The 18,988-nt window shown below is 51.5% G+C and carries 18 protein-coding genes; 9 read left to right on the top strand and 9 right to left on the bottom strand.

Translation table 11 applies throughout. From position 1 onward, the window contains the following. Window positions 1-1,514: 1,514 nt before the first annotated feature. The gene (locus BLU57_RS08050; RefSeq protein WP_090318914.1) at window positions 1,515-3,038 is read left to right on the top strand and encodes a peptide MFS transporter; all 1,524 of its coding nucleotides are present in this window, start codon (window positions 1,515-1,517) and stop codon (window positions 3,036-3,038) included. 76 nt (window positions 3,039-3,114) lie between these two features. Here the strand turns inward: BLU57_RS08050 and BLU57_RS08045 are convergent, their stop codons facing one another. Continuing rightward, window positions 3,115-3,447: a hypothetical protein gene (locus BLU57_RS08045; protein WP_090318911.1), complete on the bottom strand. Its 333-nt coding sequence runs from the start codon at window positions 3,445-3,447 to the stop codon at window positions 3,115-3,117. 323 nt (window positions 3,448-3,770) lie between these two features. On the opposite strand from BLU57_RS08045, the gene BLU57_RS08035 reads away from it, so the two are divergent. The 4 genes from BLU57_RS08035 to BLU57_RS08020 all read left to right on the top strand — a co-directional run bounded on the left by BLU57_RS08035 (window position 3,771) and on the right by BLU57_RS08020 (window position 7,565). Further along, entirely contained in the window at window positions 3,771-5,051 is a 1,281-nt protein-coding gene (locus BLU57_RS08035; RefSeq protein ID WP_090318905.1) for a flavin-containing monooxygenase, read from the top strand. A gap of 130 nt (window positions 5,052-5,181) precedes the next feature. Then, complete coding sequence (locus tag BLU57_RS08030; RefSeq protein WP_090318902.1) at window positions 5,182-6,663, top strand: protein adenylyltransferase SelO; 1,482 nt, start codon at window positions 5,182-5,184, stop codon at window positions 6,661-6,663. Between the two features lie 24 nt (window positions 6,664-6,687). Further along, window positions 6,688-7,071 carry a VOC family protein gene (locus BLU57_RS08025; protein ID WP_090318899.1) on the top strand — a complete coding sequence of 128 codons (384 nt, stop codon included), beginning with the start codon at window positions 6,688-6,690 and terminating at the stop codon, window positions 7,069-7,071. Between the two features lie 161 nt (window positions 7,072-7,232). After that, the gene (locus BLU57_RS08020; protein ID WP_090318896.1) at window positions 7,233-7,565 is read left to right on the top strand and encodes a DOPA 4,5-dioxygenase family protein; all 333 of its coding nucleotides are present in this window, start codon (window positions 7,233-7,235) and stop codon (window positions 7,563-7,565) included. 17 nt (window positions 7,566-7,582) lie between these two features. On the opposite strand, the gene BLU57_RS08015 is transcribed toward BLU57_RS08020, so the two are convergent. From BLU57_RS08015 to BLU57_RS08000, 4 genes are all read right to left on the bottom strand, one after another. Next, window positions 7,583-7,777 carry a DUF3330 domain-containing protein gene (locus tag BLU57_RS08015; protein WP_090318946.1) on the bottom strand — a complete coding sequence of 65 codons (195 nt, stop codon included), beginning with the start codon at window positions 7,775-7,777 and terminating at the stop codon, window positions 7,583-7,585. 70 nt (window positions 7,778-7,847) lie between these two features. Further along, on the bottom strand, window positions 7,848-8,393 hold the full coding sequence (locus BLU57_RS08010; protein WP_090318893.1) for a YMGG-like glycine zipper-containing protein: 546 nt from the start codon (window positions 8,391-8,393) through the stop codon (window positions 7,848-7,850). Window positions 8,394-8,409: 16 nt separating this feature from the next. After that, a complete protein-coding gene (locus tag BLU57_RS08005; protein WP_090318890.1) occupies window positions 8,410-8,835 on the bottom strand; it encodes a hypothetical protein in 426 nt (141 codons plus the stop codon). Window positions 8,836-8,987: 152 nt separating this feature from the next. After that, window positions 8,988-10,604 carry a fatty acid--CoA ligase gene (locus tag BLU57_RS08000; RefSeq protein WP_090318887.1) on the bottom strand — a complete coding sequence of 539 codons (1,617 nt, stop codon included), beginning with the start codon at window positions 10,602-10,604 and terminating at the stop codon, window positions 8,988-8,990. Between the two features lie 222 nt (window positions 10,605-10,826). On the opposite strand from BLU57_RS08000, the gene BLU57_RS07995 reads away from it, so the two are divergent. The 3 genes from BLU57_RS07995 to BLU57_RS07985 all read left to right on the top strand — a co-directional run bounded on the left by BLU57_RS07995 (window position 10,827) and on the right by BLU57_RS07985 (window position 13,726). Next, on the top strand, window positions 10,827-12,095 hold the full coding sequence (locus BLU57_RS07995; protein WP_090318884.1) for a folate/biopterin family MFS transporter: 1,269 nt from the start codon (window positions 10,827-10,829) through the stop codon (window positions 12,093-12,095). Window positions 12,096-12,239: 144 nt separating this feature from the next. After that, complete coding sequence (locus BLU57_RS07990; RefSeq protein ID WP_090318881.1) at window positions 12,240-12,542, top strand: antibiotic biosynthesis monooxygenase; 303 nt, start codon at window positions 12,240-12,242, stop codon at window positions 12,540-12,542. Beyond that, window positions 12,542-13,726, top strand: coding sequence for an iron-containing alcohol dehydrogenase (locus BLU57_RS07985; RefSeq protein ID WP_090318878.1), 1,185 nt, complete (start codon window positions 12,542-12,544; stop codon window positions 13,724-13,726). The genes BLU57_RS07990 and BLU57_RS07985 overlap by 1 nt, the downstream gene beginning before the upstream one ends. A 20-nt stretch (window positions 13,727-13,746) precedes the next feature. Here the strand turns inward: BLU57_RS07985 and BLU57_RS07980 are convergent, their stop codons facing one another. Both BLU57_RS07980 and BLU57_RS07975 read right to left on the bottom strand, forming a co-directional pair. Further along, window positions 13,747-15,816 carry a PEP-CTERM sorting domain-containing protein gene (locus BLU57_RS07980; RefSeq protein ID WP_090318875.1) on the bottom strand — a complete coding sequence of 690 codons (2,070 nt, stop codon included), beginning with the start codon at window positions 15,814-15,816 and terminating at the stop codon, window positions 13,747-13,749. Between the two features lie 138 nt (window positions 15,817-15,954). Next, window positions 15,955-16,668: a dienelactone hydrolase family protein gene (locus tag BLU57_RS07975; protein WP_090318871.1), complete on the bottom strand. Its 714-nt coding sequence runs from the start codon at window positions 16,666-16,668 to the stop codon at window positions 15,955-15,957. A gap of 80 nt (window positions 16,669-16,748) precedes the next feature. On the opposite strand from BLU57_RS07975, the gene BLU57_RS07970 reads away from it, so the two are divergent. Further along, a complete protein-coding gene (locus tag BLU57_RS07970) occupies window positions 16,749-17,270 on the top strand; it encodes a GlcG/HbpS family heme-binding protein (RefSeq protein ID WP_090318868.1) in 522 nt (173 codons plus the stop codon). On the opposite strand, the gene holB is transcribed toward BLU57_RS07970, so the two are convergent. Continuing rightward, window positions 17,271-18,308 carry a DNA polymerase III subunit delta' gene (gene holB, locus BLU57_RS07965; RefSeq protein ID WP_090318865.1) on the bottom strand — a complete coding sequence of 346 codons (1,038 nt, stop codon included), beginning with the start codon at window positions 18,306-18,308 and terminating at the stop codon, window positions 17,271-17,273. Further along, window positions 18,301-18,927 (bottom strand): dTMP kinase, encoded by a 627-nt coding sequence (gene tmk, locus BLU57_RS07960; RefSeq protein WP_090318862.1) that lies wholly within the window; start codon window positions 18,925-18,927, stop codon window positions 18,301-18,303. Before tmk ends, holB begins: the two co-directional genes overlap by 8 nt. Between the last annotated feature and the right edge of the window lie 61 nt (window positions 18,928-18,988).

The following is an 18,988-nucleotide window of genomic DNA, read 5'->3' as shown; positions in this document are numbered from 1 at the left end:
TTTGATCCATAGGGCACGCCCGCCGTACGACACCATGATTGTATCGAAGTGTAGTGGCAACCAAATTCCTTCGATAATTGCTTCGGACATTTGCCTAACGCTACCAATTACACCATCTGTTGGCGAAACTCCGCCGGGTAGGCTGGCTTGTAGTTTTGTGTCATCTTATCTCTCCTTTAAACAGAACTTAATGTGTCCGTTCAAAGGGGGGCAACTCCAACTCCAAACAACTTCGGTAGATCATCGGCTTAGTTGTAATGCCTCACTATTTTCCAGTATGCAGGTCGCAGTGCCTCCGCACGCTGGACCGGTTAACTTCCACGCATAGGTTATACTATGCATATCAGCTTTGCAGGTCTGAGACCGGCGCACTGTTGTACTGCTATCGCTGCAAAATTCAGTACCCTCCGGGGCATATTCTTACTGCGCCGTTTACTGCGAACAGCAATCACGGTGCATGTAAAACTTTTGCAGAACATCAATAAGGGCTTAACCCTACGCGTTCGCACGTACAGATAAATTAAAAATATTGCATTAAGATGGTGACTCACCATTTCAGAACAGTACCGCACCAGCCAGCGCATTTCGTTGTGCGTAGCCGGATGGCTGGAAGAGTTTAAACCCAGTGCGCCTCTTCTTACTCCTAACCCAACTCCTTGGGCGCGCTGGGGTCCTTATGAGCAGAACTGTGCAACGGATCCTATGCCCCTCAAGACTGCGCATAGTGCCGACCCAGTTCTGCTCACCACCCTTCCGCAAAAAATTTTATTCATCGAATTTTTATTGATACGATGGACTCTATTATCTATGCAAGTCATTAAAAACATCGGGGGTAAGCAATGATTGAGCTTTTGGGGTGGATTGGGTTAGTGATTTCTTTTGCATTGATGATTTACCATCAATACATGCACTCTAACTACGAGAAAACCTATGAATACATTAGTAAAAGATATGCCAGTAAGGTAGACAACATCAAATTCCCTTCCAAGGATGATCATTTGAGGGATGCTAAAAAATTTTCATACTACACGGTATTCCTCGCTTGCATTTTGATCATCATGAATTTTCTCTCTCAACAATATGCGGCGGATTACTGATAAGCAAAGGAGCCTATCCGGGTTCACAAGCGGTCAACCAGTAAGATAGGCACAGCCGATACAGAGCCGGCATCGCACCGTCTACCCTGTATACCATCACTAGATAACAATGCGACGCCGTTTTGCCTGGAAACGATGGGAGTAATATGCGCTGCATGCACTTCGGCATTCGCTGCATATTCCAACAATTCAGCTACGCATCACAACATCTTTGAAACATTGCGATCTTATCCCCTGAAAATATAACCGGGAACCCCCTATTTTCATGTAAAAAAACAGATACCGCTTTCTACTGACACAACACTTCTACTGAAGTCAAAATACGCACTTAATTCTTCCGCTGGTTATAATGCCTCGCCGCTCAAACTTACAGCGCCGCCAGCAGCATCCGGACAACGTTAATCCATTGAAAAACGCATGAATTCATCAGGACATCCCAGAGGTCTATACCTTTTATTTTTCACTGAAATGTGGGAACGTTTCAGCTACTACGGCATGCGTGCCATCTTCACATTGTTCATGATTAAAGCCTTGCTGCTCGACAAAGCATTGGCATCCGAGATTTATGGCAACTACACCGGCTTGGTTTATCTGACGCCGCTCATTGGCGGTTATATGGCGGATCGTTATTGGGGTAACAGACGGGCCATTCTTGTTGGCGGCATCTTGATGGCGGCCGGGCATTTCTGCATGTTTCTGTCTGCAGCGAATTACCACAACATTGCCTTCGCACAACCGATGCTCTTCCTGGGTCTGGGATTCCTGATTTTTGGCAACGGTTTTTTTAAGCCGAATATATCCACTATGGTTGGCCAGCTGTATCCGGCAGGCGATCAACGTATCGACGCGGCATTCACCATTTTCTATATGGGCATCAACCTTGGCGCATTCCTTGCGCCGCTGGTGTGCGGCAGCTTGGGCGATACGGGGAATCCTGCGGATTTCCAATGGGGTTTTTTGGCTGCCTGTATTGGCATGATCATTAGTATTTTCACTTTCGAGCTGCTCAAAAACAAACTCATCGTCACACCCGAAGGCGCAGGAATCGGGCTGGCCCCAGAGAAAAGAATCCAAACGAATCACGCTGCCAAAGCACCTGCGATGCCGCTTTCTCAAAGACTGGCTTGGGCGGTTGCTGCGTTGGTTTTATTCGCTATGTTTTATTACCTTATGGATCTGGGTATCATCGGGTCGAGCATCTTCTCCATCACGATCATCGGCCCCGCAGCGATCATTGCCGATAAGGCCCTGAGCTCCATTGAGAAGAAACGAATAGGCGTCATTTATATTCTGGCTTTCTTCGTGATTTTTTTCTGGGCAGCATTTGAGCAAGCAGGTGCGTCATTAACCTTCTTTGCTGAGGAGCAAACTGACAGAAACTTGCTAGGAACCGAAATTCCCGCCAGTTTCTTTCAATCCATCAATGCCGTGCTGATTATCATACTGGCACCGGTATTCGCCCTGATTTGGACATTCCTGGGGCGGCGCGATCGGGAGCCTTCATCGCCCGCCAAGCAGGCATTAGGGCTGTTATTTTTGTCGTTAGGCTACTGCGTCATCGCATTCGGTGTCAAAGGCGTGGACCCGGCCATCAAAGTCAGCATGATGTGGTTATTCAGTTTGTATTTGTTGCATACCATCGGCGAGCTGTGTTTATCACCCATTGGTTTGGCCATGGTGATCAAACTCGCGCCAGCGAAGTTTGCTTCGTTATTGATGGGCGTATGGTTCTCATCCATGGCGGCCGCCAGTAAATTCGCAGGAATACTGAGCGCTTTGTACCCCGATCCGGCATTGCCCGCAGCACCGGTATTTGCAGGCTTTGAAATCGCAGGTTTGTACGAGTTTTTCATGATCTTCGTGATTTTGTCCGGGATTGCATCCCTAATTTTGTTCGCGCTCACCAAAACATTGCAAAAAATGATGCACGGTGCGCCATAGCGGTTTTGCGTCAATTCAATTTTCACCGGATAACGCAATCCCTGCGAATTTACCATTAAGTCCACCATTTTCCGTCTCATCTCCGGTGATGGCCGCCTCGGTGGCCTCCACCCCAGTGTCCCCGGCCATGGTGTTGATGTCCGCCGCCGATATGTCTATGTTCTCCCGCGAAAGGACGATATCCGCCGCCTTGATGCATATGGCCATGGTTATGTCTATGTCCGCGATTGGAGTATCCGAACCCGCCGCCCATATAGCCTTGACCGGCATAATAAGATGGCTGATAGCTGTAACCGTATGCCGCGCCTCGATAATAGCCCGTTCCTCCGTAATAGGGCGTGGCCACACAACCGCCTAGAAAAATAATTGCGACGAAAGCAAGCGGAATAAGTATTCGTTGAGTGCTCATGATATTTCTCCTGAAAATTCACACAGACGAGCTATTTTTGTAACGTAATTTTTTTAAGCCCGTTCTCTTCTCTAAAACCCAATACCATAATCAATCGTGGTATCTCAGTTGCCATTGTGTGAGCATTGGGCTGAATATCAGCTGAATACCAATCGTGCTTATCGCAATAAGCATCTCCGCACCTCGTTACCGGCTGCATTACTGACCGGATAATAACGATGCAGCCATAACCTGCTATTATCAGGACAGATAGGATGAACATGGAACTGTAAAGAATCGTTCATCGCCCGATAACGCTTTCTACCGGAATCAACATACACAAGATGCGCATTGCCATTATCGGTGCCGGCTGTTCCGGTCTAACCGCGATCAAGCACTTAGTGGAAGCGGGATTGCACGATATCGTGTGCTATGATAAGAACGATCAGATCGGCGGGAACTGGGTATACAGCACCACACCAGGCCGCAGCAGCATCAGTAGGGCAACGCACATTATTTCCAGCAAACCGATGTCGCAATTCAGTGACTTTCCGATGCCGGACGACTACCCCGATTACCCCAGTCATCAGCAAATACTTGCTTATTTCCAGGCTTACACCCGTCATTTTCAACTCGAGCAATATATTCGCTTCAATGTTGCCGTGCTGCGCGTGGAAAAAATTGCACAAGAACGATGGCGGCTGTTTCTAGACGATGGCACACACGCGGAATTCGATTACCTGCTCATTGCCAACGGGCATCACACCAAGCCGCGCCATCCCGGATGGAAAGACCGTTTTGCCGGAACATATCTGCATGCGCACGAGTTTAAAACCAATCAAGGATTAGACGATAAGCGGGTGCTCGTGGTCGGCGCCGGTAACTCGGGTTGCGATTGCGCGGTTGAATCGAGCCGCGATGCCGCGCGGGTCGATATCAGCCTGCGTACACCGCAGTACATTATTCCCAAACTGGTCATGGGAAAACCGACCGATACCTTTGCGGCGTCTATTCAATGGATACCGCAAAGCATAAGGAACCGCCTGCAAAAAATTTCCCTGCGGATCCAAATCGGACGTTACCGCGATTATCAATTGCCGGAGCCGAAGTTTGCACCCACACAAGCACATCCGACCATCAACTCGGTAATCTTCGATAGGATACGGCATGGCAAAATACACCCTCGCCCTGCTATTCAGGATGTATCGGACCACACAGTCCGCTTTATCGACGGCGCGTCGGCGCAGTACGATGTCATCATCGCCGCGACCGGCTATTCCATCAACTTTCCCTTCTTTGATACAGACTTTATCAATTGGGAAAACGCCAGCCATGTGCCGCTTTATTTGCGCATTTTTCATCCCGGTCATCCCAGTCTGTTTTTTGTCGGCTTGATACAACCGCAAGGTTGCATTTGGACTCTGGCCGAGCTGCAAGCGCGGCTGATCGGTCAATTCCTCAGCGGCAGAATCCAGCTGCCATCCAACTGGCGTGAACAAGCCGATGCTGAAGGCGCATTCTGGGCACGGCACTTCATTGCGCGCCCGCGGCATTCCATTGAAGTGCAGTACCACCCCTATCGCCGACAACTCCTCCGCATGCTGCAAGGAAAATCCGTTGGATAAATTATTGTTGCTCCCGGCAGGGGATCGATTGAATCACTCCCCTGCACCAGGAACATACCAAGATAGGCGGTGTCCTTTACAATAGTGTCACATGACAAGAATTCCAACCCAACATACGCGAAATAAACCTATGCAATTCAATGCACAACCTGCAAATGATAACGTTGGCTGGCGCTTTGACAACAGCTATGCCCGTTTGCCCGATTATTTTTACGCACCGGTTCATCCAATGCCGGTGCGCGCGCCGCGAACGGTCCTATTGAATCATGCGTTGGCCGAATCGCTCGGACTGAATCTTCGTGCATTAACGGCAGACCAAGCAGCTTTGCTGTTTGCCGGAAATGCACTGCCGGATACGGCGCAACCGGTTGCGCAAGCCTATGCCGGTCATCAGTTTGGTCATTTCACGATGTTGGGCGATGGGCGCGCAATATTGCTCGGCGAACATCTCACCCCGGCAGGCGAGCGGTTCGATATCCAGTTCAAAGGCTCCGGCCAGACACCGTTTTCACGGCGCGGCGATGGCCGCGCGGCGTTGGCGCCGATGCTGCGCGAATACATTATCAGCGAAGCCATGCATGCGCTGAATATTCCTACTACGCGCAGTCTTGCCGTGGTTACCACTGGCGAACCAGTGGTGCGGGAAACCGTGTTGCCCGGTGCAATTCTGACTCGTGTCGCTTCAAGTCATATCCGCGTCGGCACATTTGAATATGCGGCGGGGCAAGGCGATGTGAAAGCCATCCAAATACTGGCTGATTACGTCATCCAACGCCACTATCGCGCCCTTGCCGATGCCGACAACCCTTATCTGGCGTTGTTGCATCAGGTCATTGAGCGCCAGGCGGCATTGGTCGCGAAATGGTTGTTGGTCGGGTTCATTCACGGCGTGATGAATACCGATAACATGAGCATCAGCGGCGAAACCATCGATTACGGTCCTTGCGCCTTCATGGACGCGTACGATCCGCACACGGTGTTCAGTTCGATCGACCGGTCCGGCCGTTATCGCTTCAGTAATCAGCCTGTGATGGCGCAGTGGAATCTCGCGCGTTTTGCCGAAACTTTGCTGCCGCTCATCGACCCGGTGCCGGAAAAAGCCGTGGCGCTGGCGGAAGAAGCCATTCACGCTTTTCCGCGCATATACCAAGCGCAATGGTTGAATGGAATGCGCAAGAAGCTGGGGTTATTCACTGAAGAAACCGAGGATGCCGAGCTTATCGCCGCCCTGCTCGCCTGGATGCATGAACGTCAGACCGATTACACCAATACGTTCCGCGCGCTGGCAGCCGAATCCTTACCCGAAGACGCGGTGTTTCAAGATGCCGGATTTGTTGCGTGGCACACCTTCTGGCAAGCGAGGCTCGCGCGCCAGAGCAATTCCCGGGAAATGTCGCTGCAGTTGATGCAAGCGCATAATCCCGCAGTCATACCACGTAACCACCGCGTTGAAGAAGCATTGTCCGCAGCTTCGGAACACGGCGATTACACCATATTGCAGCAGCTGCTTGCCGCACTGGCCAATCCATTTGCCGACTTGCCGGAATACTACCATTACCGCACACCGCCAGCGCCGTCGGAGCGGGTCTATCAAACCTTCTGCGGAACGTGAGCGGCACTTTAAAAGGAGAAGATAATGGCGATTACCCTGAACCACACTATCGTGCCTTGCTTCGATAAAACCGCATCGGCAAAATTTTATAGCCGGGTGTTTGGCTTTGAGTATGTTGGTGTGTTCTCACATTTCATCGTCGTGCGTGTGAATGACACACTATGCCTGGATTTCGACAACAAAGAAAAATTTGACACCCTGCACTACGCGTTCAAAGTCTCGGAGCAGGAATTCGACGATATATTCGCAAGACTGCAAGCCGGGCATATCCCATACGGCAGTGGCCCCGGCACCGCGGACGATATGACCATCAATCACAACTACGACGGACGCGGCGTTTATTTTCGCGATCCGAATGGGCACTTGCTGGAGATACTGACAGCGGATTACGTCATCCCGCCGCAATGACGCATTGGCGGATAAAGCTCCGCTCATAGAAGTCGTACGGCATGGCGCGCCTGTTAAATACCGCATTAAAAACCTTCCACGCCTGGATAGCGCTGGTAAAAACAGAATAAATGAGTGGATGATAAAATAATGTTCAGTGAAAAAATCAACAGACGGTAATCATGCAAACATTCCATGGCCATATTTATTTTCTGGAAAATGAAATCGATCGCGCTGCCATTATCCGGGAAAACATTGCCAAAGCGTTTCCACAGTTAACCTACGTCGGCCGGTTGATTGCAAAGCCGGTCGGCCCGCATTCCAAACCGATGTTTGAAATCCATATCCCGGCATCCGAGATCGAAAAAATCACGCCGGTCCTGGATGAAATGCGGCAAGGTCTTTCCGTGCTGATTCATCCCGTGCAGGAAAACGAGCTGGAAGCACATACCGTGGGTTCCAGATGGCTCGGGGAAGCGCTTCCACTGGACTTGAAAGCGCTGACTAAAACCTGATGGCAAGAGTGCATCGTTTAATCTTTATCTGCGGACGCAGGTGATTCTTTCTGATCTTTCTGTTTTTTCCATTGGTCGTAGCACTCAAGTCCGCAGTAATACACGATGTAATCGGTTGCTTTCACACTGGTTGCTTCGGATAGCGGTATTTCTTTAAAGCACACTTCACAAGCCACTCTCTCCGGTGCAATGATCTTTTGCTGTTCAATCATCAGCATCTCCCAATAATACAAACGGTTTTGCTGCATTCCTGCCATCGCTTGTCACACACATGCAATCCGGTTAGCGCGGTGGCGGTGGTGGCGGATTACCCGGCGGAGGTGGGGGCGGCGTGAAATTTGCCGGTGGCGTTGCAATTCTGGGGCTACTGCCGGTGCTCACCGGTTGATCGTTAGTGATATTTCCCGACACAGGAACACGATGGCCTTTTGCATACATGCACTGGATGTAGCTGATGTCATACCGGTCTTGATTGACATACCAGGATGATGAAGCAGTGCCTGCCCCGGCTGCGCTACCGAGCAAAAGCCCCGTACCCGCTCCAATTGCAGCACCCTGTCCGCCACCTAAAGCAGCCCCCGCAGCAGCGCCGAGTCCGGTGCCAATCGCCGCGCTTTCCACACCGCTGGAACGCGCTGATTGCTGCGGCGTGGTGCCGCCGATTTGCTGGTACGCGTAGGCTCTGCATTCATAATCATCGGCCCGGAACTGATCAAAGCTTTTACCGGTGCCGGGTAACGTCAATACGCTCGGACCTGTCGGCATATTGGCACAGGCGGTCAGCATGCCAGTCAACAATAAAACGGAAAATCTTTTGGATGTGAACATGTTTGAGCTCCCCGCGTTATTGTCCAGGCGGTTGCGGCGCTACCTGCATCCAGCCCCCCGGGCAAGTTTTGACATAAGGATAGTAACCATCCGCCTCTTGGCAATAATACCAATAATTGGTTTGCGGCTGCGCCGGTTGCGCTGGCTGAGCCTGTTGCTGCTGAACATAAACCGGCGGTGTTGTAGGCACAATCACCGTCTGCGGATACGTGTACATCGGCGGGTAGTAATACGGATAACCAAACCCGTAACCGCCAAAGCCATACCCGCCATAGCCGTAGCCACCATAAAACCCTGGTCCGTAATAACCCAGCCCAATACTTAAATGACTGTGACCATGGCTATGACCGCCGACATGCCCGCCGCTACGCGCCCAAACGGAATTGCTTGCCAGGATTATCACAAGTGCAAAGACCAGATACATCGGTTTAACAGTTCGCATAGAAGCTCCACTGACGAGTTATGCTGCAAGATACTTTTTAGACTGATACAAAAGCGCAGAATTCAATTGGTATCGAAGATGATAAAACAAAATCAACGCTGCCGCTTCTGGTCTCAGACCACCTCACACCAGCCCAGCCGCTTCAACACTATTCAATCAACACTCATGTGCTCAGCCCGCAAAACTTTTTTATCGACCTTACCCACGCTGGTTTTGGCGATGGCATCGACTTGCTTGAATTTCGTCAGCAAGGCATGTTTTGAAATCAATCCGCGTTCGATGGATAGCCGCATTTGCTCATGCACAGCCGGTTCATTGAAAATCGATTGATCCACGACCAGCAATGCCAGCGGACGTTCTCCCCAGCGTTTATCCGGCACACCGATGACGGCCACTTCTTTGACACCGGCAACCAAGGATAAGGCATTTTCGACTTCCAGTGACGACACCCATTCACCAGCCACTTTAATGATATCTTTTAAACGATCGGTAATGTGCAAATAGCCATCCGGATCGATCACACCAATATCCTGGGTATGCAAATAACCGTCCTGCCAAAGCGCTGCGCTGGCTTCCGGGTTAGCGAGATAGCCTTGCGCCAACCACGGCGCGCGCGCCACGATCTCACCACTACTTTGTCCGTCATGCGGTTGCGGCCGCATTGTTTTATCAACGATTCTCAGCTCTACCAGCGGTATCGCACGCCCGGCGGAGCACACTGCTGTCAGCGCATCATCCGGCGCGGAAGCTTGCAGGCTGTTGCCGGTCAATTGCGCCAGCGTCAATATGGGTGCAGTTTCTGATAAACCGTAACCGGCAAAGCAATCAACCCCCATTGCCAGCGCTTGCCGGGCCAGCGCGTGCGGCAACGCCGATCCGCCGATGACGACTTTCCATCCGTGCAGATCTGTGGCGGATGCTTGTGCCGCCGTGAGTATCATTTTTAATAAAGTTGGCACGCAATGCGAACAAGTCACTTTTTCTTCACGAATCAATTTCAGTAAGAGATCGGGTGCGTAACGCCCGGGATAAACCTGTTTGATGCCGAGCAGCGTGGCAATATACGGCATACCCCAGGCATGCACATGAAACATCGGTGTCAGCGGCATGTAAACATCCTCGGCATGCAAACGCTGATGCGCCGCCGGCGCTGCCAGCGCCATACCGGCAGCAAGCGTATGCAACACCAATTGCCGGTGCGAGTAATAAACACCCTTGGGCGCGCCGGTCGTGCCGGTGGTATAGAAAACCGTCGCACGGGTATTTTCATCAAAATCGGCAAAATCAAAAGTGTCCGTTTTATCCGCCAACCAGGATTCGTACTCACGCTCGAAATGCACGGCGGTTTGCGGCAGCGCTGTACCATCGGCGATAACGACAATCTTTCGTATGCCGGATAATTCCGCGCGTATGGTTTCGATCACCGGGATGAAATCGGCATGCAACAGTAGCAACGCAGCGCCTGAATGATTCAAGGTATACGCAATCTGCGCCGGAGTCAGTTTGGTGTTCACCGTCATTAAGGTCGCACCGTACATCGGAATGGCGAAATAGCATTCCAGATAGCGGTGGCTATCGTGATCTATCACGGCGACTACATCGCCTTGCTCAAAGCCATCGGCTGCCAGCGCGGCCGCGAGCTGATTAACACGTGCGTACACTTGACGGTAACTCAAGCGCACTTGATCACGATAAATAATTTCCTGTTGCGGCGCATTCGCCAATGGCGTGTGCCAAAGCTGTTTCAATAGAAGTGGATAGGCTGTCATTTTTTTGCGAGTTGAGCGTTTCAACAATGATATCAATCAAGAATACCATCTTGCCATTCAAGATTAACCGGTCTTTATCTGCTAAATTTCAGTTGGGAAGCGGAATAGCCAAGCTATAATGCTCAGCAAACCAATCTTTGCGTATTTTTTACCTTTTTTACAGCGCACTGAAAAAGCGTGAAGCCTTTCATTCCAATACGATAAAAACCGAACTCAACGTACATGAATGTCTGGACAAAATACCTGCTTCTGTTCAAGACCACCGAGTCAAGGCGTTTTGCCGCTCTGTTCGCCATTATTTACTTCGCGCAAGGCATGTCGGCATTGACCGATCAAACCATCTCGATCACCTTCAAAGATCAAGGTCTTGAAGCCGACGATGTAGCCGCTTTTTTTCTTTTGGCATCGATTCCCTGGTTCATCAAACCACTTTACGGGTTGATCTCGGACTTCCTGCCACTCTTCGGTCAGCGGCGCAAGAGCTATATGCTGCTGACTTCATCGCTGGCGTGCGGAGCGGGTTTGGTCGCTGCATTGACCACGCAGTATAATTATTGGGAACTCGCCATCCTCTATACGATCATGGGATTCGGTCTGGCGTATAACGATGTACTCAGCGATGCGCTAATGGTGGAAAATGGTAAATTGCATGGACTGACCGGCGCTTTTCAGTCGGTGCAATGGATCGCGATCACCACGGCATCCATCTTTGTCGGCTTGCTGGGCGGGTATTTTGCTGAGCACCGCGACCTGCACACGGCTTTTGCCGTCTCAGCGATATTCCCGTTTACTGTACTGCTCATGGCAATATTCTTCTTGCGTGAGAAAAAGCACGTGCATTCAGGACCTGAAGCATTCAAGGAAACCTGGAAGGCACTGCGGGAAGGATTTGGAGAGCGTTCGATATGGTTGGTCGCGGCATTCATTTTTCTCTTTAATTTCAGCCCGTCATTCGGTCCGGCGTTTTTCTACTACAAAACCGATACGCTAGGCTTTAGCCAGCAGTACATCGGTATCCTGAGTTCCATCGATTCCACCTTCAGTATCATTGGCGCGCTGATCTATGCCTCGCTGTCGAGAACGATACCACTACGCCGTATGATCAACATCGCGATCGGGTTATCGGTGATCACTTTGCTAGCGTACTTGGTTTATCGCGGAGAAACCTCCGCGTTGTTCATTCACATGATCTGGGGCGTCACCAACATGATCACCACCTTGGCGTTCCTGGATCTTGCCGCGCGCGCCTGTCCGAAACGGGCGGAAGCTACTTTCTTCGCACTGCTCATGTCAATTTTCAATTTTGGCACACTGGCTTCGCAGAACATCGGGGCGCAGTTATACACTTCGCTCGGCGAGGGATCGTTTGCATACACTTGGCTGGTAGCCATCTCGACATGCACGACCGCCGCCATCTGGCTGTTCGTTCCGCTGGTTCACATCGAACGCATCGAAGCACGCGCCCGCGACGATCAGTCAAACCAGTGTTGAATTTCTTAAGCGCCGTTCCCCGTTCTCATTCCATGATCGGATGCAGCAACCATCGAGTTTGGTAGTAAAATACCCGCCGTCTTATGCCTCGATCAATCATCGAGCTATTGATACACAACCCATTCAACACTGAGGACTCGAGTCATGTATGTCACCATCGTCTATGCTTCAGTCAAACCGGAAAAAGTGGAGGCATTTAAAGAAGCTTGCCGGTTAAACCACGAAAATTCGATTCGCGAACCAGGTAATTTGCGGTTTGACATACTGCAATCCGCCAGCGATCCGGCCCAGTTTGTCTTTTACGAAGCTTATAAAACCCAACAGGACGCCGCCGCGCACAAAGAAACCGCACATTATCTGGCTTGGCGCGATACTGTCGCGGATTGGATGGCCGAACCGCGCAAGGGCATCGTTTATGACGGTTTGTATCCGATCGTGGGCAGCTAATGACTGTTTTTTCCATCGCCCGATTGCCGCGCATCGAATTTGGCGCAGGCGCTTTACAGAAACTACCGGATATTATCGCAAGTTATGGCGCGCGCGTTCTGCTGGTTACCGGTGCGCGTTCCTTTATCAATACCCCGCATTGGCAATTCCTGATCGATCAACTCGAACATCGTTCCATCACCTGGCGGCACTGCACCGTAGCGGAAGAACCTTCCCCCGCTTTGATCGACGAACTCGTTAAAGCCCATGCTGGTGATGATTTCACCGCAGTAGCCGGTATCGGCGGCGGCAGTGCGCTCGATGCCGCCAAAGCAGTGGCCGGATTATTGCGAGTACGGCGCTCGGTGATGGATTATCTCGAGGGCGTCGGTCCGGAACTGCCGTATCAAGGCCCGGCCGTGCCGTTCATCGCCGTGCCCACTACTGCCGGTACCGGTAGCGAAGCAACCAAAAATGCCGTGCTCAGCGTGCAAGGCGAAAACGGTTTCAAGAAATCCTTCCGCCACGACAAACTGGTCGCCGAATACGCCATCGTCGACCCGGACTTGCTGGCCAGTTGCCCGGCCAGCGTGATCGCCGCCAACGGCATGGATGCGCTAACGCAACTGCTGGAATCGTACGTGTCGATCAAAGCCAACGCCTTCACCGATGCACTGGCAATCAGCGGCCTGCAATCCGCCCGTGACGCGCTGATCCCACTTTACCGCCAGCACGGCGATATGGCGCGCCAGCGTGAAAAAATGGCGTACGCCGCACTGCTCTCCGGCATCACACTGGCACAAGTGGGCTTGGGTTCGGTGCACGGCCTGGCATCCCCGCTCGGCGCTTTCTATCCGATCCCGCACGGCGCCGTCTGCGGCACCCTGGTCGCCGCCGCTACCCGGGCCAACATCCACAGCCTGTTAGCGCGAGAACCCAACAACCAAGCACTGGCGAAATATTTACACGTTGCGGAAATTCTCTGTGAAAAACGCTTTATCGACCCCGAAACGGCTTTTAATGCCCTAATCGATCTGCTGACACAGTGGACAGAAGAACTCGCCTTACCCCGATTATCGCATTATGGTTTGCAGGAAGCAGGATTCGGCAAAGTCATTGCCAATTGCCGCGGGAACAGTATGAAAACTAATCCGATTGTGCTCACGGATGAGGAAGTCCGGCAAGTTTTGCTAGAGCGGCTGTAATAGGATATCGTTTTCTGAATTCAATCAAATCGGTTTAAACGTTTTCTATTTTGCTCCCTGCGCCGGATAGCAAAACCCAGTACGCTAAGCCCGGCCAGCAGCATGGCATAAGTCTCTGGTTCCGGAACAGCGGCCATAAGCAAACCACCGCCATCCAGCGCATAAGTTTTTCCCAGCAGATATGCATTACCAGCCAAAGCCGGGTTATAGTAAATATTGTAATCGCTATGGATGCTGCTCAATTGGCTAACACCACCCGCTAGATTGAGCTGTTCCACATACATCGCCGCACCCGGCGTTGCGTTACCATCCAAAATATTAAGCTCGGCACCCTGTGCGAGGAACAGTGATCCGAAAGCAAAGTTATTGGTAAAGCCGAAGGGTGACGCGCCTTCATCTATACCTGCCAGGTAGAGACTTTTCAATCCGCCACCATCGAAGAACAAGCCGGCGTTAGCGGTATTCCATAGCGTATTTTGCAGACTGTGATTCTCAAAGCTGCCCGTGATGTGCCACTCATCTCCAGTACCGCCAACGAGATAACCGCTTGTGCCGATGATTAGGTTAGTAAAATTATTGATCGATGGATCACTGATGTACGAGCCATTTTCCGTGTAGGTACCGGAGAAGGTGACTGTCGTGTGCGTGGTCTTAAATTGTCCATTATTGACAACGTCACCGGTGAATATCGCCGGGCTATTTGCTATCTCAATCTTTCCGCTCGCGGCATTGATAACATTGCCGTTCACCGTCATTGTGCCGCCGGTTTGGGTTATCGTACCGCTGTTATCTATGGCACCAGCTACGAAGGCACCGCCCGAAAGATTGTAGGCACCGTGATTTGTTACAAGACCAGATACAGTATGAGTACCGCCAGTTTGATTAAAGCTACCAGCAGGGATAACACAACAATTCCCACTCGCTATGAATTCACTACCTGTAGACAGGCTACCGGCATTTAAGTTATAAGTACCGGATCCAATTAATTTGCCAATTGTAAGTTCCTGCTTCACCGAATGAGTTCCACCGTTCTGAATAAAGGTTCCACCATAACCAATATCCTCGCTACCTACCGACAGACTACCGGCACTTAGACTATATCTTCCCCTACTACTTTCAGCAAAGATTGCTATTCCATTACCAATGGAAAGGATACCACTCACCGTATTCGAGCCGCCGCTTTGAATGATGGAGCCAGAGCTGTTATAAACACCCTCGCCGATATGCTCGGAACCTGCCAACAAGCTACCGGCACTGAGTCTATAGTGACCGGTTGCAGTGTCAAAGATGCCAGAATTACCCCCAACGACAAGATCTGTAATCACTGTGTGCATGCCACCGCTCTGGGTAAAATCGCCGTAGCCGCTTTCGCTGCCACCTGAGCCTAAGACTTCACTATGTGTCAATAGACTACCTGCACCTAAAGTATAAGTGCCGGCGCTCATACCAAGCTCTCCATTCACCGTATGTATACCGCCGTTCTGGATGAAAATACCATTTCCAGGGCCGTAAGGATCATAACGACTAGTGGTGGTGCCGAAATATTCACTATCTGCCCACAAGCTTCCAGAATTCAGTATATATTTTCCGGTAGCTACCGCTCCACTGCCAATAGCGAGACCACTTACTCTATTCATACCGCCGTTCTGGTTGAAGCTGCCATTCGATCCAAAGCCTCCGCCCAGAATCAAAGATTCAGCTGCATTAGTACCACCATTTAGCGTATAACTCCCTTTCCCAGTCGAACCAAATGAACCAAGACCGACTATCTCGTTATGGCTTATAGCTAGATTACCACCCGTCTGCAGGAAGTCGATGGTGTTAGCCGCGTCTGAATTGACCACCAGCGAATTGGCAAATTGAGCGCCAGTAAAACTATCAAATCTCAATACCGTATCCACCCCGCCGTACGGGCTGACCATCACGTCGTCAGGCAAGCTCGGCACGCCGACGGGAGACCAGTTACTGTCAATATTCCAGAAACTGTCACTGTTGCTCCAAGTTTTAACTTCCGCTTGGACAACTTGACTGAGCAGCCCTGTCAAAACCAAGCTAAAAGCAAATACGGTTACCGGAAGTGTCTTACTCATAATGCTACCCCCCTTTAAACGAGCTAAACAATATGAACTGCAGCATCGTTCCAAAAACCTATTGGCACTTACATCATGTTAAGCCGCTTTTTATGGAAACAAAATAAGCAAATTCCTTAATTTAGATGCAGCAATTATTTACTGAAACACTTCCTTCAAAAAATCCGCAATCGACCGATACGCCCGGTTCGCTGCGACTTCTTTGTACACCGTGCCAAAGCTCGGATTATTGGCTTTCGGGTTGGTGAAGGCGTGCATGGTTCCGCCATAGACGTGGATTTGCCAATCCACATTGGCGCGGGTCATTTCGGTTTCGAGCGCGAGCACTTGCTTCGGCGGTACCATCGGGTCGTCGTGGCCGTGCAGGCACAGCACTTTGGCGGTGATGGTTTCGTTGGGCACATTGCCCGGCGCGAGGATGCCGTGGATGCTGATCACGCCTCTGACATCCGCGCCGGAGCGCGCCAGTTCGAGCACGCATAGGCCGCCGAAGCAATAACCCATCGCCGCGACCCGGGTTGCGTTGACTTGCGGCAGTTGCCGCACGGCGTGCAGAGCGGCGTTGATGCGGCGGCGCAGTAATGCCCGGTCTTGCGTAAACGGCGCCATCAACGCGCCGTTGCGATCGGCGTCGCCGTCGGCGCCGAATATGCCTTTACCGTACATATCCAACGCAAAACCGACGTAGCCCATGTCCGCTATCCGTTCCGCGCCCTTGCACGCCAATTCGCGCCGCCCGCTCCAGTCGTGCGACACCAGCACGGCGGGTTTGGGTGTACCGGTATCGTGGTAGGCGAGATAGCCTTCGAGTGGTGTGCTGCAGTCCTGATAATCGATCGTTTTTGTAATCATGTTGCCACCTTTCCTTGAAAGTAGTGATAATCTCACGGTGTAGATGCTATTTCGATTCAATGAACCCAAAGGAGCTCACCATGAACAACAACCGCAATCGTTTGGCCATCGCTGTCTCGGCAATATCGCTATGGGCATTGTCCAATCACGTTTTCGCGCAGGATTTCCCGGTGCAAAAAGTGTTGCCGCTCGAATTATCAACCCAGGCGGCGATGGCGGCAATCAAAAAATGCCACGACGACGGTTTCAAAGTCAGCGTGGCGATTGTCGACCAATCCGGCTTGCTCAAAGTGCAACTGAAAGCCGACGGCGCCGGACCGCACACGCTCGATAGCAGCCGCCGCAAAGCTTACACCGCCAACAGCCTGCGTGATTCGACGCACAAATACGCCGTGCTGGTCGCACAAAAGCCCGAATTGCAAAGTTTGACACGGCTGAACGACAACATTTTGTTACTGGGTGGCGGTTTCCCGATTAAGGTCGGCGGTGAAGTGGTCGGCGGCATCGGCGTTGGCGGAGCGCCGGGCATCGAGTTTGACGAAGTCTGCGCCAGCGCGGCGCTGAAAGTATTGAAAGCCGATGAAACGTATGAAAAGAAGTGACTATTTTTTACCCATCAATGCAGCATAGGCGATAAACAGCTCTTCCAGAAACAAACGCGGATTCAGCGGGTGATGCGACAATTGCTGCTTGACATTGAGTCCCTGCGTGAAAGCCACGCATCCGGGTAAATCCATTTGCCCGCTGAGCGCTTGGATGGCAGGTAACTGTTTCACGTAGTAGCGGATTTTTCCGCTGGTGCGATAGCTGACCAGGTCGTAGCACCATTTTTGCAACCAATTGACGACGACGGATAGATTGGTTTGTTGCAAGGTTTCCGCCAGGGACAACGGATCCAACCGGTTGGGATGACCGATTTGTTCGATGAATTGCCCGTATTGCGCGGCTTCTCCCTTAGCCAGCAGCAGCGCCATTAACGGAGAAAAACCGGCGGCCGCCAGGCTGGCTTCAGGGTCGCTGACTTCCTGCTGTTTTAACCAGGCCAGCGCTGCCGCCGCATCCGGTAGTGGCATCGCGATTTGCTGGCAGCGGCTGCGAATCGTCGGTAACAAACGCTGCGCTTGATGCGTCACCAGCAGAAACAGTACCTGTTCCGGCGGCTCCTCGAGTTTTTTCAACAGTGCGTTGGCTGCCGCGCTGTTCATGGTTTCCGCCGGATAAATCAGGATGATTTTGAGACCATTCTGATGTCCGCTCATATAAACGAAATCGGTCAGCTTGCGGATTTGCTCAACGCCAATTTGTTGACTGGCGCTTTTTTTCGGTGCAGCACCGCCGGATTTTTCTTCACTGTCTTCTTTTTCAGCACTGCTATTGGAATTGGCGAGCAACGCTTCCGGCATGACCTGATAAAAATTGGGATGGCTGCTTTGCTCAAACCAACCGCAACTCAAACACGCTCCACACGCTTTTTGTTCCGCGGCAGGCGCCGCACAGAGCAATGATTTCGCCAATTGGCGCGCAAATTCGTATTTGCCGGTGCCTTTTTTGCCTTTGAGCAGCAACGCGCGCCCCTGGAATTGACGGTTGTGCGTCAATCTCTGCCAGATGTCGTGTTGCCAGCTATAAATATCAGCCATGATTCAACAAAGGCTGCAATGTCTGTTCAACTGCCGCTTTGACTTCCGCTAAGGATTGGCTGCTGTCGATGATTTTAATGCGGCCGGGAAACTGCCGGGCCCGGTCCAGATACGCTGCGCGCACGCGCTGAAAAAAATCGCCCCGCTCTTTTTCAAACCGGTCGGCGGCTTTGATTTGACTGACACGCTGTTGCCCGACTTCCACCGGCACATCGAAATATAGCGTCAAATCGGGCTGCAAAGCACCCTGCACCCAGTGTTCCAGAATTTCCAGTTTACCGGTATCCAATCCCCTCCCCCCGCCTTGGTAGGCAAAACTGGCATCGGTGAAACGATCCGATATCACCCACTGCCCTTGCGCTAGCGCAGGCATAATCACTTTATCCAAATGCTCGCGCCGCGCCGCGAACATCAGTAAAGCTTCGGTCTCCGCGTGCATAGTCATCGATTTATCCAGCAGCACAGCGCGCAATCGCTCACCCAGTTCGGTACCGCCCGGCTCACGCGTCACAACGGCCTGCAACTCTGCACGCTGCAACAACTCGACAATCCACGCCAGTTGCGTCGATTTTCCGGCGCCATCAATGCCTTCGAGTGTGATGAATTTGCCTTGTCTCATGTCTTTTCAGTTTTCAAGTGTCATTTAGGTAAGCTACTATGCGCGGTCATTCCATTATCGA

It is taken from the genome of Nitrosomonas oligotropha (assembly GCF_900106555.1).
GTDB classification, from domain to species: Bacteria; Pseudomonadota; Gammaproteobacteria; order Burkholderiales; family Nitrosomonadaceae; genus Nitrosomonas; species Nitrosomonas oligotropha_A.
The sequence above is the reverse complement of the archived record's forward strand: the minus strand, read 5'-3'. Positions and strand labels throughout refer to the sequence as shown.

What these genes read in the sequence shown, in the direction of transcription:
- BLU57_RS08050 (WP_090318914.1), top strand. Translation starts at nt 1,515, where the DNA reads ATGAATTCATCAGGACATCCCAGAGGTCTATACCTTTTATTTTTCACT.
- BLU57_RS08045 (WP_090318911.1), bottom strand. Translation starts at nt 3,447, where the DNA reads ATGAGCACTCAACGAATACTTATTCCGCTTGCTTTCGTCGCAATTATT.
- BLU57_RS08035 (WP_090318905.1), top strand. Translation starts at nt 3,771, where the DNA reads ATGCGCATTGCCATTATCGGTGCCGGCTGTTCCGGTCTAACCGCGATC.
- BLU57_RS08030 (WP_090318902.1), top strand. Translation starts at nt 5,182, where the DNA reads ATGCAATTCAATGCACAACCTGCAAATGATAACGTTGGCTGGCGCTTT.
- BLU57_RS08025 (WP_090318899.1), top strand. Translation starts at nt 6,688, where the DNA reads ATGGCGATTACCCTGAACCACACTATCGTGCCTTGCTTCGATAAAACC.
- BLU57_RS08020 (WP_090318896.1), top strand. Translation starts at nt 7,233, where the DNA reads ATGCAAACATTCCATGGCCATATTTATTTTCTGGAAAATGAAATCGAT.
- BLU57_RS08015 (WP_090318946.1), bottom strand. Translation starts at nt 7,777, where the DNA reads ATGATTGAACAGCAAAAGATCATTGCACCGGAGAGAGTGGCTTGTGAA.
- BLU57_RS08010 (WP_090318893.1), bottom strand. Translation starts at nt 8,393, where the DNA reads ATGTTCACATCCAAAAGATTTTCCGTTTTATTGTTGACTGGCATGCTG.
- BLU57_RS08005 (WP_090318890.1), bottom strand. Translation starts at nt 8,835, where the DNA reads ATGCGAACTGTTAAACCGATGTATCTGGTCTTTGCACTTGTGATAATC.
- BLU57_RS08000 (WP_090318887.1), bottom strand. Translation starts at nt 10,604, where the DNA reads ATGACAGCCTATCCACTTCTATTGAAACAGCTTTGGCACACGCCATTG.
- BLU57_RS07995 (WP_090318884.1), top strand. Translation starts at nt 10,827, where the DNA reads ATGAATGTCTGGACAAAATACCTGCTTCTGTTCAAGACCACCGAGTCA.
- BLU57_RS07990 (WP_090318881.1), top strand. Translation starts at nt 12,240, where the DNA reads ATGTATGTCACCATCGTCTATGCTTCAGTCAAACCGGAAAAAGTGGAG.
- BLU57_RS07985 (WP_090318878.1), top strand. Translation starts at nt 12,542, where the DNA reads ATGACTGTTTTTTCCATCGCCCGATTGCCGCGCATCGAATTTGGCGCA.
- BLU57_RS07980 (WP_090318875.1), bottom strand. Translation starts at nt 15,816, where the DNA reads ATGAGTAAGACACTTCCGGTAACCGTATTTGCTTTTAGCTTGGTTTTG.
- BLU57_RS07975 (WP_090318871.1), bottom strand. Translation starts at nt 16,668, where the DNA reads ATGATTACAAAAACGATCGATTATCAGGACTGCAGCACACCACTCGAA.
- BLU57_RS07970 (WP_090318868.1), top strand. Translation starts at nt 16,749, where the DNA reads ATGAACAACAACCGCAATCGTTTGGCCATCGCTGTCTCGGCAATATCG.
- holB (WP_090318865.1), bottom strand. Translation starts at nt 18,308, where the DNA reads ATGGCTGATATTTATAGCTGGCAACACGACATCTGGCAGAGATTGACG.
- tmk (WP_090318862.1), bottom strand. Translation starts at nt 18,927, where the DNA reads ATGAGACAAGGCAAATTCATCACACTCGAAGGCATTGATGGCGCCGGA.